The organism is Kaistella yananensis (assembly GCF_026107505.2).
Lineage (GTDB): Bacteria > Bacteroidota > Bacteroidia > Flavobacteriales > Weeksellaceae > Kaistella > Kaistella yananensis.
Genome location: NZ_JAPCHZ010000002.1, coordinates 163586 through 176241, shown reverse-complemented (window position 1 = coordinate 176241; position 12656 = coordinate 163586). Strand labels below are relative to the sequence as shown.

11 protein-coding genes and 1 pseudogene are annotated in these 12656 nt (G+C 39.8%); 4 read left to right on the top strand and 8 right to left on the bottom strand.

Annotated features, from left to right (window positions below):
* Window positions 1-4: 4 nt before the first annotated feature.
* Both OK344_RS05050 and OK344_RS05045 read right to left on the bottom strand, forming a co-directional pair.
* Complete coding sequence (locus tag OK344_RS05050) at window positions 5-703, bottom strand: potassium channel family protein (RefSeq protein WP_265143754.1); 699 nt, start codon at window positions 701-703, stop codon at window positions 5-7.
* 12 nt (window positions 704-715) lie between these two features.
* Entirely contained in the window at window positions 716-2467 is a 1752-nt protein-coding gene (locus OK344_RS05045) for a TrkH family potassium uptake protein (protein WP_265143753.1), read from the bottom strand.
* 93 nt (window positions 2468-2560) lie between these two features.
* Between OK344_RS05045 and OK344_RS05040 the strand changes: the two genes are divergently transcribed.
* Entirely contained in the window at window positions 2561-3571 is a 1011-nt protein-coding gene (locus OK344_RS05040; RefSeq protein ID WP_265143752.1) for a quinone-dependent dihydroorotate dehydrogenase, read from the top strand.
* A gap of 22 nt (window positions 3572-3593) precedes the next feature.
* Here the strand turns inward: OK344_RS05040 and OK344_RS05035 are convergent, their stop codons facing one another.
* The gene (locus OK344_RS05035; protein WP_265143751.1) at window positions 3594-4838 is read right to left on the bottom strand and encodes a DUF445 domain-containing protein; all 1245 of its coding nucleotides are present in this window, start codon (window positions 4836-4838) and stop codon (window positions 3594-3596) included.
* Between the two features lie 74 nt (window positions 4839-4912).
* On the opposite strand from OK344_RS05035, the gene msrB reads away from it, so the two are divergent.
* Window positions 4913-5443: a peptide-methionine (R)-S-oxide reductase MsrB gene (gene msrB / locus OK344_RS05030; RefSeq protein WP_088468308.1), complete on the top strand. Its 531-nt coding sequence runs from the start codon at window positions 4913-4915 to the stop codon at window positions 5441-5443.
* 238 nt (window positions 5444-5681) lie between these two features.
* On the opposite strand, the pseudogene OK344_RS05025 reads toward msrB, so the two are convergent.
* The 4 genes and pseudogenes from OK344_RS05025 to OK344_RS05010 all read right to left on the bottom strand — a co-directional run.
* Window positions 5682-6620, bottom strand: a pseudogene (locus OK344_RS05025) (IS256 family transposase, variant Zn-binding type); the annotation flags it as partial.
* A gap of 150 nt (window positions 6621-6770) precedes the next feature.
* A complete protein-coding gene (locus tag OK344_RS05020) occupies window positions 6771-7229 on the bottom strand; it encodes a hypothetical protein (RefSeq protein WP_265143749.1) in 459 nt (152 codons plus the stop codon).
* 22 nt (window positions 7230-7251) lie between these two features.
* Window positions 7252-9924, bottom strand: a complete 2673-nt coding sequence (locus OK344_RS05015) for a TonB-dependent receptor domain-containing protein (RefSeq protein WP_265143748.1) — start codon at window positions 9922-9924, stop codon at window positions 7252-7254.
* 69 nt (window positions 9925-9993) lie between these two features.
* Window positions 9994-10365 (bottom strand): hypothetical protein, encoded by a 372-nt coding sequence (locus tag OK344_RS05010; protein WP_088468305.1) that lies wholly within the window; start codon window positions 10363-10365, stop codon window positions 9994-9996.
* A 146-nt stretch (window positions 10366-10511) separates the two neighbouring features.
* On the opposite strand from OK344_RS05010, the gene OK344_RS05005 reads away from it, so the two are divergent.
* Window positions 10512-11276 carry a murein L,D-transpeptidase catalytic domain family protein gene (locus OK344_RS05005; protein ID WP_265143747.1) on the top strand — a complete coding sequence of 255 codons (765 nt, stop codon included), beginning with the start codon at window positions 10512-10514 and terminating at the stop codon, window positions 11274-11276.
* Between the two features lie 54 nt (window positions 11277-11330).
* Here the strand turns inward: OK344_RS05005 and OK344_RS05000 are convergent, their stop codons facing one another.
* Window positions 11331-12173, bottom strand: coding sequence for a GLPGLI family protein (locus OK344_RS05000; protein ID WP_265143746.1), 843 nt, complete (start codon window positions 12171-12173; stop codon window positions 11331-11333).
* 149 nt (window positions 12174-12322) lie between these two features.
* On the opposite strand from OK344_RS05000, the gene OK344_RS04995 reads away from it, so the two are divergent.
* The gene (locus OK344_RS04995; protein WP_088359029.1) at window positions 12323-12652 is read left to right on the top strand and encodes a HesB/IscA family protein; all 330 of its coding nucleotides are present in this window, start codon (window positions 12323-12325) and stop codon (window positions 12650-12652) included.
* Window positions 12653-12656 lie beyond the last annotated feature (4 nt).

Genomic DNA, 12656 nt, shown 5'->3' with positions numbered 1-12656 from the left:
GATATTATTCTTCGCTGCTACTTTCTCTAATGAAAGTTTTAATATCATCATTGTCTCCGTATAACACCAGAATATCTCCTTTTTCAAGCGGCGTTTCGTTGTTCACAACACCTTGTACCTCATTGACCCGTTTCACTTTCCCGAAGATGCTTTTCTCGGCCAGAATTTTGATGACTGTTACCAGAACCAGATTATATTTTGCCCGGAATTCGATCTCTACCGGAGATTTCCCAACAAATTTCTGCGGGAGGCGGATTTCCACAATACTGTATTTACCGCTGAGTTCGAAAGATTCAACCAACCCCTTCAGGGAAAGTTTTTTCGCCCATTTCTCTGCGGTTTCCTCTTCGGGATGAATAATTGTGTGAATGTCCATGGCTTCCAGAATCGTTTCGTGGAGCGGATCGATGGCGCGGCTGATGATTCGGTTTGGGTGTAGCTTTTTGATGATGGCGGTTGCCATGATATTTGCACCGGTATTCTCTCCGATTGCGATTACGACCACATCAGTGTCTTTGTACGGAAGTCCGCCCATCGTATATTCATCGGTCGCATCAAGACAAATGGCGTGCGAAATTTTTTCTTTCACCGATTCTACTTTAGTCATTGAGCTGTCGACACCGATCACTTCGTTGCCGAGTTTTGTAAGTTTTTCGGCCAGCGCAAGTCCGAAATTTCCTAATCCTATGACGATATATTTCATGTTGATGTCTTTTTAATTGATCATAATTTCCTCTTTCGGATATCGGTAATTGAAATACCTTTCCCTTTTTACAAGAGCGATGAGCAGCGATAACATACTTACTCTCCCGATAAACATTACCACTATGATGATGATTTTGCCTGCCGGCGTAAGGGTGGGCGTTAAATTCAAACTTAACCCAACGGTTGAATAGGCTGAAAATACTTCGAAAGCCAGACTCATCAGGTCTTTATCTTTTTCTGTGAGGACGAGAAGAAAAATGGCAATCCCAATAATCATCAAAGAAAGCGCAATTATCGCAAAAGCGCGTTTTACTGAATTATCACTGATTTCTCTGCGGTACACTTCTGTTCTGTTTTTGCCTCTGGCAAATGCGATGATGTTAAGGATGGCGATCGCAAATGTTGTTGTTTTAATACCACCACCGGTAGATGCAGGCGAGGCTCCGATCCACATCAGCAGTAAGCAGATCATCATCGTGGGGCCGCTTAAACTCACCATATTTACAGTGTTGAAGCCTGCGGTCCGGTTAGATGCTGAGATGAAAAAGGCTTCTACAACAGTCCCGAAATACGTGTGGTTTTTCAGAGAACCATCCTTTTCAAACAAATAAATTAAAACAGTTCCCACAACTAAGAGAATCGCAGTGGTGATCAAAATAATTCTGCTATTGATGTTGATGACCCATGGCGTGTACCGGTATTTTTCTTTTGTTATTTTAGACAGCAGTATATTCTGGAACAGATGGCGGATGTATTTGTAGACATTATACACAATCGGAAAACCAAGTCCGCCGAATATAAAAAGGAATGCGATAACGACATGTAACGCGTAGTTAAGTTCGTAGCCGGGTTCGCTTAAACCGCCTGAAAGTGTTGAAAATCCAGCATTACAGAAGGCAGATATAGCATGAAAAACCGAAAACATAATTCCATTGTTAATGGAGTTGCCCAGAAGGCTCAGGTCCAGAGAGAGGTAAATAAGTGCAGCTCCCACCAGTTCTACGGTTACGGTGATCACCAAAACCCGTTTTAAAGTATTGAAAACATCGCCCAGTTTATCTGAACTTGTCATTTCGCTGATGCTGATCTGGTTTTCAAACGACGAATCGCCCCGGAAAAAATAGCTGAAATAACTCGCAAAAGTCATAATTCCCAACCCGCCGGTCTGTATCAGAGCAAGGATGATAATCTTCCCGAACACGGTAAAATCTTTGGCGGTATCAAGCGTCACCAAACCTGTTACACATACAGCGCTGGTAGAAGTGAAGAGCGCATCGAGCACTGTTATTCCCTTTGTAGTTGCATTCGGCATGAGGAGCATTGCGGTTCCCAGGAAAATAATTCCAATAAAACTCGAAATAAACAGCTGCGCAGGATTGATAAATGTTCTTTTAAAATTGATATGCAAACACGAAAAATCTCTGATAAAACAAAGCGTAATCAACAGATACAGCAGTCTTTGGTTCACCAACCGCAGATTTCGGGAATCGAAGAAATTATATTCCAGCCGCGCAGCGTAATATAGAATGACCAGCAGAATGATTAGGATTTCCAGCGGCCAAAGTTTCCGGGTGGCTGCATTTTTCTTATACATGTTATAATACAAGATGTTGAAGATGGTAAGCAGAAAACTTACATCATAAAAGAAAATTACTTGCGACCGGTACAGGAGTTCTGTATAAAATCCAGCTTCTACAATCATCAGACCGAAGGCAATGAAACTTGTATAAAATGAAATGGTATTGAGTCTGTTGTTCCACATTTTCTCCAAATAGAAAAGCAAATGTATTCAAAATATTGTGAGAGTAATAAAATTCGCCAGAAAATTGTAAATTTGTGAAACCCCATTTTACAAATGTATAAAAGCCTCATCCGCCCTATTCTTTTTAAATTCGATCCTGAAGAAGTACATTATTTCACTTTTAATCTTCTTAAAAATTTCGGATTCCTCACCAAATTGTTTTTTCCGAAACCTATTGAAGACAAAAGATTGGAACGTGAAGTTTTCGGCCTCAAATTTAAAAATCCGGTTGGGTTGGCTGCAGGTTTTGATAAAGATGCGAAAATGTTCAGCGAACTGTCAGATCTTGGATTTGGTTTTATTGAAATCGGAACTTTAACCCCAAAACCGCAGGATGGAAATCCTAAAAAAAGATTGTTCCGCCTAAAAGAAGATTCTGCCATCATCAACCGCATGGGTTTCAATAATGGCGGATTAGACGCGGCGGTAGAAAGATTAAAGAAAAATAAAAACGTACTGATTGGCGGAAATATCGGTAAAAATAAGGTGACGCCGAACGAAGAAGCGGTGAACGATTATATCATCTGTTTCGAAAAACTTTTCCCGTACGTTGATTATTTCGTGGTAAATGTGAGTTCGCCTAATACACCAAATCTCCGTGCTTTACAGGAAAAAGAACCTTTAACGAAACTTTTAAGTCAACTTCAGGAACTCAATTCCAAAAAAGAAAAACAAAAACCGATTCTACTGAAAATCGCTCCTGATCTTACAGACGAACAACTTTTGGATATCATCGACATTGTAAAAGACACGAAAATCGCAGGCGTTATTGCCACAAACACTACGCTTTCAAGAGAACATCTGATTTCAGAAAATCAAAAAGAAACGGGAGGACTTTCAGGAAAACCTTTAGCAAAACGTTCCACGGAAATCATCCGTTTTCTTTCCGAAAAAAGCGGAAAGGCTTTTCCCATAATCGGTGTTGGCGGAATTCATTCTGCGGAAGATGCACTCGAAAAACTGGCAGCGGGCGCAAGTTTAATCCAGCTCTACACCGGATTTATCTATGAAGGACCTGAACTGATTCGGGATATCAACAAAAAACTCCTGCAAAAAGGTGTTTGAAAGCGGTTAAAACGCTCACCGATTATAAGAAAAAATTCGCGACGGTATAAATAATCAAACCCACCAAACCACCGACCAAAGTGCCATTCACGCGGATAAACTGCAGGTCTTTCCCTACTTCAAGTTCCAGTTTTCTGCTGAGGTCACGGCCTTGCCAGTTTCCAACCGTTGAACTGATGAGATTGGCCGCCTGGTGCGTGTTTTTCAGGATGTACTTATATGAGGTGACGCGTACCCAGTGATCGATTTTATTCTGGAAATTTTCATCATCTTTTAAATTCTGAGAAAGTTCCGTCAGATTTTTTTTGATATAATTCTTAAGGGCTGAATGTTCTTCTTCCAGTTCTTTTGACAGTGATTTTTTAATGGAATCCCAGATGTCTTTTGAGTATTGTTGTAGTTTTTCTTCGTTCAGGAAATCATCTTTAATCCCGCGAAATTCTTCGGCCCATTTTTCTTCGGTTTGTATTTCATGCGAAAAAGCGTACAGTTTCTGGGTAATTTCACTTCGTAAAGAGTGGTTTTGATCGTTTTCTACTTCCTCAAAGAAAGACGAAAGTCCGTTAGTGATTTTTTCGGCAATGGTGTCGTCTACAAATTTAGGAATCAGGAAGAAACTTTCCTTCTTTACACGGTTTTTCACAATTTCCTGATTTTGCAGCACGTAATCTTTTATCTGTTTTGAAAGACCGGTAATCATCCTTTGATGATCGTTTTTATCGAGAACATACTCAATTCCGCTGCCTAAAATGTGATTAATTTTTATGTCGTTGGACATTTCCTTGGCCTTGTTTCCAATAAATTTTACCACCGCTGTATCGTCTAGTTTATGAAGGATATCCAAAACGATATTCGAAAGTTCCTTCACCAGATTTTCCTGGTTGCGCTGCTTCGAAAGCCATTCGCCGGCAAAGTGAGAAATTTTGAGCTTCTGAATATACGGACGGATATTTTGGGGAGAAAGAAAGTTAGAAACCACGAAATTCCCAAGATTATCCCCAATACGTTCCTTGCTGTTTTCAATTAAATTCGTGTGCGGAATCTTAAGGCCTAAAGGATAATTAAAAAGTGCGGTAACGGCGAACCAGTCGGCCAAAGCCCCAACCATTGCTGCTTCGGAAAAAGCGCGGATGTAGCCGATCCAGTGAGCTGGATTTTTCTTTTCGAGAATCGTCATCACCACAAAAATTACCGCCATCAAAACAAAAAGTCCGGTAGCAAAGGTCTTGTATTTTCGGAGCTGTATTTTTTTTTCTTCGTCGTTCATTGTTTCAAATTTACTAATTTTGAAGTCTAAATTCGTTTTAAATACTAAATAATTTAAAAATGAGTTTTTAAAAAATGAAAATTATAATTTCGATGCTGATGCTCATTTCCCTGCAAATGTGTTCTCAGGTAAAACAACCTCAAAATAAAGAAGTAATGGAAAATTCTGCTACAAAAAACAATCCATATTATTCCCGTACCGACCGTACGAAACTGAATGTTCCCAATTCTGAATGGAGAAAAATCCTTTCGCCGGATTTGTACGCTATCGCCCGCGAAGCCGATACTGAAAGACCCTTCACCGGAAAATATAACGAATTTGATGAGTTGGGCGACTATTACTGCGCGGTTTGTGGTAACCATCTCTTCCGTTCAGATGCTAAATTTTCTTCTACCTGTGGGTGGCCAAGCTTTTTTGAAGCCGATAAAGAAGGTACCGCTTACAAACGGGACTCCTCTCATGGGATGGAAAGAATAGAAGTGGTTTGCAAACGCTGCGATTCGCATTTGGGCCATGTTTTTAATGACGGGCCGCCGCCAACCGGAACGAGATATTGTATGAATTCTGTAAGTTTAGAATTTGTAGGAGATTCAGAGAAAAAATAAAAAAATTGCGGAATCATAAATTCCGCAATTTCTATTTTAATAATGGTAATGTACTGAAAAATAGTTGGTGGATTTTAGAAAATTAATGTTTAAATTCCGCCTGTTAATCCGAAGAGGAAAAAGGCAATGGTGGAGACCAACCTTTCAGCAATAGGATTAATGTTCAAAACGATAGTTTGAGGGTGAGATTTTCTCGCCCTTTTTAAATTATCGGATGAACTTTATTGCTAAAAAAACTCTATTTTTCGTTAGAAAAATAAATGTACCATTTGATGAAGTTAATTCTGTTTTTCAGCGTTAATCCTCTGTGTAGATCCAGGTGGTTTTTCAGATGACTGAAGTACCCTTCGATTCCGTTGGTTGTTTTTGGAATGTTTGGATTATCCAAATAATGAAACATATTGGGAAGCGCCCTTTTTATAGTAAAATATGTTCTTCTCAATAGTTTGTGGGTGTACCAATACCGTTCTGTTTCTGTGTTAATAGTTTTTTCATTGATATAGTCTTTATGCCGCTCATACCACTCCTTCAACTCCTGTGTCCACCAGATTCGATCGTTATGCGTTTTGATTTTCAGCAATAAAAGAACGTGTTTTCTCAACTCTTGACCTGCAATATGTTTAGGGAATTTGGTTAGCCAAATCAGGCACATTCTCTGGATATGGACCAAACATCTTTGGATGATGATGTTCCTGTCGGTTTTTTTGATCGCCTTCAAAATACTTTTATCACCATCAGAAGTGATGCTTTCAAGCCTCACTCCCAACAACAAAAGATTGGCCAGGTCTTCTTTGATCTCCTCGTAATGTTCTCCGTCTGTGAAGCGGATTAATTGAGTGTAACCGTCGAGATCGTCCTGATAAGCCACCAAACAAAACTGTGCAAAGTAAGTGGCATCCATTCTTAAGTTGACTTTTTCCCGTTTGATGATTTTTAATACTGGAGAGCTTTCCAGAATTTGATAAAAAGTCCTTTGCAGCGTATCCTTGGAGTATCCACTGTCTCGGCAAAGAGTCTTATAAGTCTGTCTTTCCAGCACCCATTTCCTAAACCACACAAACCTGTTTCTTAATCTTTGTTCTGGACGATTATTTGTGAAAAAAATTCCGCAGCTTTTGCATTTAAACCTCTGTTTTCCCGCTTGACTTCCCCAACGGATAACATCCAAACTTTTGCAAGCCCAGCATCGCTTTTTTAGTCATTTTTCACACAAAGAAAAAGTTTTATGAAACACGTTTCATAAAACTTTCTTCTATGCCTTTATCCATCGTTGATATAATGAATTTTACCAACTAGTTTTCAGTATTAAGCCTTAATAATTAAATTCTTAAGTCAAAGGCGCGCCTACCTGCAGGTCGCAACGGTGGTGCGGCTCGCCATGTGGTGGATTCAGCGCTGGTTTAGGTCCTAATGATGAAGTTGAAGACACCGATGGTGCCGGTGCCGCTGAAGGTGCAATAGGATTGGTATTGAAATTATTACTTACCGGCGCCTGTTGAGGAATAACCTGTGGGGCGGGAGCCTGAACCGGAGCTGGGCTGTCAAGTGGTGCACCTACCTGAATATCGCATCGGTGATATGGTTCGCCATGAGCGGGATTCAACGCTGGTCTGTTGGGATCTGCTGTAGTAGTTGCTGTTGCTGTACTCTGGGGATTTTCGCCAGTAGCTGCAGCACTGGTTGCTGTTTCTGAACCATCTTTTGCTTGAGATTCCGTTGTTTTGGTATTTTTGCACGAAACCGTAAAAGCTGCGGCTGCAAAAAGTACGATTGATATTTTTTTCATAAGGATTAATTTAAGTTTTTAACTAAAACGAAACATCCAGACCAAGATACACATTTGCGGGCATAATTGGCGCATACACCATTCCGCCGTCGAAATAATTGCCGAAAGGATTCTTAGAATCAATAATCGGCTGATCCTGGGTGTAACCGGTTAGGTTTTCTCCACCCAAATATACACGAATATTTTTATTGAAGTTTCTCGAAACCTGTGCATTCAAAGTAGCGAACGACGCGGAATATTCAGGAAGTCTAAATTCTGCAGGGTTTGCATTTAAATTGGGGAGTTTTTGTTTGCCGACAAGCTGTAGGGTCGTATCAAAACTCCAGAAGCTGCCTTTATCATTTTTATCAGTAGCATACGAGGCATTAAAGAATCCTCTGTTTTTCGCCATAAACGGTATCTCTCTTTTTCCGCCTAAATAATCTGCCTGAACATCATAATATTTGTAAGCCAAACGCAGTTCAAGATTTTTTGCCGGTACGAAATCAAGTTGTGTCTGGAAACTGTTGGCATAAGAATTTCCGTCAAGATTATAGAATACGATTTTGTTTGGAGAAATGTCCAAATCTGCCAAAACCTGATCCTGGAAATCGGTTCGGAAAAAATCAGCAACCAATGTGGCTTTTCTGTTGAAAAGCTTGAATTCCTGCTGAAGGCTTGCGCCGTAATTCCAAGCAATTTCCGGTTTGAGGTCATAAATATTTCCGCCGTTTCCTAAAATTTCGATCTGGCGGTTAGACGCGAAATACTGTTGGTTTTCCGCGAAAATATTGGCTGTTCTGAAACCTTTTCCTGCGGAAAGTCTCAGGATTGTTTTAGGGGAAATATCGTATTTAAAGTTCAGCCTTGGCGTAAACTGGGTTTCGGCCAGGTTGTGGAAATCGGTTCTGGCGCCTGCAACCAAGGTGTATTTAAGACCGGTCAGCGTATATTCGAAGAAGAGTCCGGGAACTGTCTCAGTTCTTTTAAAATTCTGCGTCAGATAATTTTCATCGAAATCATCATACAAAAAACTTGCTCCTGTTTTGTATTTATGATTGGTATTCCCGAAAATACTTTCGAAAATTAAGTTTGAGTAAAAGGTTTTCTGATTACCGAGGTAATTTCTCTGTCCGAAAAAGCTGTCCTGCTGATGATAGGTATACTGATTCATCCAGCCGATACTTTGATAAGGTTTTCCCTTAAAAACGTATCCTGTTTTATTCCAAATGTCGAATTTAGAAATATCAATTCCCACTCCGTAAAAGCTTTGCTGTGAACGGTCTGTATTTTTATCGAAATCTGTCTGACCGCCGAACCGCTCGTCTTTTACAAAACTGATTCCGAAATGCGAGCCTAAACCAGATTTTTCCAAATCATTGTAATCCAGCAAATATGCAGCATTGATTTGATTTCCGGTTGGCTGATCCAGGAACCCATCATCATTGGTATCCATTTTCGCTAAAGTCGCGTTCCCATGAAGCAGTACCGATTGGTTCCATTTATCAGAAATTTTGCTGGTGGAAGTGATATTGGATTCAAATCTTCCATTGATGTCACCAAAAAAATTTACAGCAGTTTCCGGTTTGTCCTGAAATTTTAAAAGTTCGGTATTAATCTGTCCGGTGATGCTTTCATATCCGTTAGTCACAGTGCTGCCGCCTTTCGTAAGCTGAATTCCGCCAATCCATCTGCCGGGAATTAAATTCATTCCGTAAGGAGACGCCAAACCACGGATGGAAGGCAGAAGTTCTTTTGTTAAAGAGGTGTATTTCTGGTCTAAACCTAACATCTTCAGCTGCTTGGTTCCGGTAACCGCATTGCTGAATGCCACATCAACGGTTGCGTTGGTTTCGAAACTTTCAGAAAGATTACAGCAAGCGGCTTTCAATAATTCTTTAGAACTGATGTTGAACGTAAGGCCGGTTTCCTTTTTGCTGAGCGCTGTAGCTTCCCCCATTTTTATGAGTTTTACCTCTTCAATACTCTTGTCGACATGATCTGCATGTTGGGTGAAATCTTTTTTTGGAGCTGGGCTTTCTTCCATGTGAACCAAATCACTCTTTACGCCCAAAGGCAATGTGCGGTCGTAAAGACAACAGTCGGGAAGGTTTTTATAAACGGAATCGCTCGCGGTATATTTTTCATTATCATGACCCACATCGGCAATCATTTTCAAAATTGCATCAGCTGAAGTTTTTGCGGGATTAAAATCCAGCGTTACGGTTTGGGTTTCAGGATTCCAGTCTGCCGCATCGGCGCCGGCAGTTTTTGCAGCTTTTTCGATTCTTGTTTTACACGAAACACAATTTCCTCTCACAAAAAACTGATTGTCCGATTTTACTGGTTTTGTACTTTCTGCAGTCGTTACAGTTAAAAAAGAAGGCTCTCTTTCGTAATGACAGCAACCCGGAAGATTTTCGTAAACGCTGTCCGGCGCTTTGAATTTTTCGTTATCGTGACCGGCTTCGGCGATTTTTTTAAGTAATTCTTCGGGATTTACTTTCGCTGCATCATATTCTACAGTAAGTTGTTGGGATTCTGCGTTCCAGTTAGCAGATGTTGCACCTGTTTTTTTTGCGGTGGTTTCTATTCGGTCCTTGCACATGCCGCATTCGCCCTTTACTTTAAAGGTGGCTTTGGTAATGGTTTGTGCAAAAAGGAAATTCGTGAATAAGAGTGAAAAAATCAAAAGACTTTTCAGTAAAATTTTCATTTTATTTGAATTTGTTAATTTAAAATAAGTGTTGCCAAAAGAACATTCTTCTGGCTGACGGTCAATAAATTAACAAAGTTTTGGCGGTTGCCAAATGTTTTGAATACTTGAGGAAAAAAAAGAAATTTCGTAATTATAACTGATCTTTTTAATGAACAGTTGCTTCTGCGAGGTGTATGATTCGGGAGAAATATAGTTCAGCGCAATATTTACCGAGCACGAGTGGCAATTGGCACAGTCATTTCCGCAACCATTTTTCTCAGAACCTTTTTTCGGATTGCTTTCGTGGCAGGGTTTGGTTTTTTCTGTGTTGCAGCATTCGTCTTTTTTAGATTTCTGCTCACAACAATTTTCAACCTTCTGCGCAAACACGGTTTGTTTGGGTAGAATAAAAATTCCTAACCCTAGAATAATTAAAAATATTTTTAATGATTTCGCCATGCGTCCGCAAAATTAATAAAATAAATCCGAATGCAGCCAAATCAGTTAAAGTTTCATAAAAAACAGTTAAAAAAAATTGATTCAACCACTTGATATTTAATTATTTGTAGTTTTGCGGTCCTAAAATCAATTTAACATAATGTTTTATGAAGAAAGTTCTTTTAACACTGTTTTTGGTATTTATTGTCGCAACCTCTTTCTATAAAAGTGATGTAGCGACAGTTTCAGACACCAAAACTTCACTTAAAGCTCACGCCAAAATTTTATCAGCCGGAAATATGGCCAATTCAATAAAAATAACGGGCGAAGAAATTTTTTCCTCCCTCAGTTTTGAAGGAATAAACGCCTTAAATCCTGATGTTTTTTCAAAAGCTTATTTAGGATTCACTAATCTGAAAAAAGCCGGCAAACTTCCAGAAGATTCCCATTTGCTTACCGTCTGCGATTTTTCGCTTTCCTCTACCGAGAAAAGACTTTGGGTTATTGATCTTGAAGAGAAAAAAGTACTTTTTAATTCGCTGGTTGCTCACGGAAAAAATACGGGAGAAGAATTTGCAGCGAAGTTTTCCAATACCGAAAGTTCTTACCAGAGCAGCCTTGGATTTTATATTACCGAAAATACATATAATGGCAGCAACGGTTATTCGCTGAAACTTCTGGGGCTGGATCCGGGCTATAATGACGCCGCTTTGCAACGAGCTATCGTGATGCACGGTGCCGATTATGTGAGTGAAAATTTCATTAAAAGCCAGAACAGAATTGGCAGAAGCTGGGGTTGTCCGTCGGTGCCAAGAGCGCTGGCAGAACCGATCATCAATACGATAAAAGGCCAGAACTGCCTCTTTATTTATTATCCCGATGAAAGGTATCTTTCAAAAACGGAATGGCTGAAAAATCCCGAAAACATTTAGTTTTTTCAATAGTTGATATGAAAATCCCGGTTCGATGTGAACCGGGATTTTCTTTTATTTTAATTCGATCGGGTTGTTGTTTTTCTTCAGCTCTTCAGCCATTCTTGTTTCCATCTGCCTGCGCTGGTTTGGGTCGGGAGTTCTCATTGAACCTCTGCTCTGGGGAGCACTGATTCCGGATCCTCCTCTTGCCGAAACCATTGATGCCTGCATGAAAGATGCCGGATCTTTGCGGAAAAGCGTTTCCTGTTTTTCAAAGTCTTTTCTTTTTATTTTAACAGGATTTCCGGATTGGCTAAAAGCCTGAATTGCTGCGATTTTTTTACTCTCTTTCAGGTCGAAAGAATAGTCGCCTTTGGAATCCTCAACTTTTACGATAAGCCCTGGAAGTCCGGAAAATTTATACGGCCCATCCTGAAAAGGAATATCGGTGGTAAACCATGCGAACCATGATCTTCCGGCAAACTGAGTTTCAGCTTTCTGGGTTTTGTAATCTCCAATTTTTGCAGTTTCCGTTAGAATTTTCCATTCCATTGGCCGGTCTTCTTCATAAGCATACTGGTCTCTGGCAATTCGGGACGTAAAAGTTTTGGTGTTTGTTTTAAAATCTTTATCCACTGTAAAATCGATGTTCGAACGGAGATTCTGCATTTGGCTCCGGTCGAAATTGAAACTTCCTGTTTGTCTCACTTTTGTAAATAGAGAATCGCGCTGAAGCCTTTTTTCTCCGTAGAATATCGATTTTTCGGGCGTAGCGTCAAGATAGGCGAGTTCAGTTTTGATATCGTTTCTGTTGGTAGAGTCGGGTTTCATTGTTACCTGATAGATGAAACGGTTCGCCTGCGCAAAACTCAATTGGGAACATAATCCCAGAATAATAAGACCGATTTTTTTCATTGAATAGCTGTTTGGTTTTTTGATCCGGATCGTTCCGGAAAGTTAAATTCTTTCTTCTATAAGTCGGATAGACAAATATACCGCCACAAATTTGATATTCATTATATTATTAGTAATTTTGCAATCTAAAATCAGTCTAAATAAAAACAATGATAAAAGTTAGCGATCATGCGAAAGAAAAAGCCATTCAGTTGATGACTGAAGACGGTTTTAAGCCTTTTGAAGATTATATAAGAGTCGGCGTTAAAAGCGGTGGCTGTTCGGGTCTTGAATATGTTTTGAAGTTCGATAACGAAAAAACTGATGCAGATCAGGTTTTCGAGGATAACGGGATTAAAATTATCATCGATAAGAAATCGATCCTGTATCTTGCAGGCACAACGCTGGAATATTCGGGAGGTTTGAATGGGAAAGGTTTTATTTTTAATAATCCCAATGCAAACAGAACTTGCGGATGCGGTGAATCTTTTAGTTTATAAAAAA

Excerpts from the sequence above, each read along its gene's own strand:
- OK344_RS05050 (WP_265143754.1), bottom strand. The coding sequence starts at position 703 with ATGAAATATATCGTCATAGGATTAGGAAATTTCGGACTTGCGCTGGCC.
- OK344_RS05045 (WP_265143753.1), bottom strand. The coding sequence starts at position 2,467 with ATGTGGAACAACAGACTCAATACCATTTCATTTTATACAAGTTTCATT.
- OK344_RS05040 (WP_265143752.1), top strand. The coding sequence starts at position 2,561 with ATGTATAAAAGCCTCATCCGCCCTATTCTTTTTAAATTCGATCCTGAA.
- OK344_RS05035 (WP_265143751.1), bottom strand. The coding sequence starts at position 4,838 with ATGAACGACGAAGAAAAAAAAATACAGCTCCGAAAATACAAGACCTTT.
- msrB (WP_088468308.1), top strand. The coding sequence starts at position 4,913 with ATGAAAATTATAATTTCGATGCTGATGCTCATTTCCCTGCAAATGTGT.
- OK344_RS05020 (WP_265143749.1), bottom strand. The coding sequence starts at position 7,229 with ATGAAAAAAATATCAATCGTACTTTTTGCAGCCGCAGCTTTTACGGTT.
- OK344_RS05015 (WP_265143748.1), bottom strand. The coding sequence starts at position 9,924 with ATGAAAATTTTACTGAAAAGTCTTTTGATTTTTTCACTCTTATTCACG.
- OK344_RS05010 (WP_088468305.1), bottom strand. The coding sequence starts at position 10,365 with ATGGCGAAATCATTAAAAATATTTTTAATTATTCTAGGGTTAGGAATT.
- OK344_RS05005 (WP_265143747.1), top strand. The coding sequence starts at position 10,512 with ATGAAGAAAGTTCTTTTAACACTGTTTTTGGTATTTATTGTCGCAACC.
- OK344_RS05000 (WP_265143746.1), bottom strand. The coding sequence starts at position 12,173 with ATGAAAAAAATCGGTCTTATTATTCTGGGATTATGTTCCCAATTGAGT.
- OK344_RS04995 (WP_088359029.1), top strand. The coding sequence starts at position 12,323 with ATGATAAAAGTTAGCGATCATGCGAAAGAAAAAGCCATTCAGTTGATG.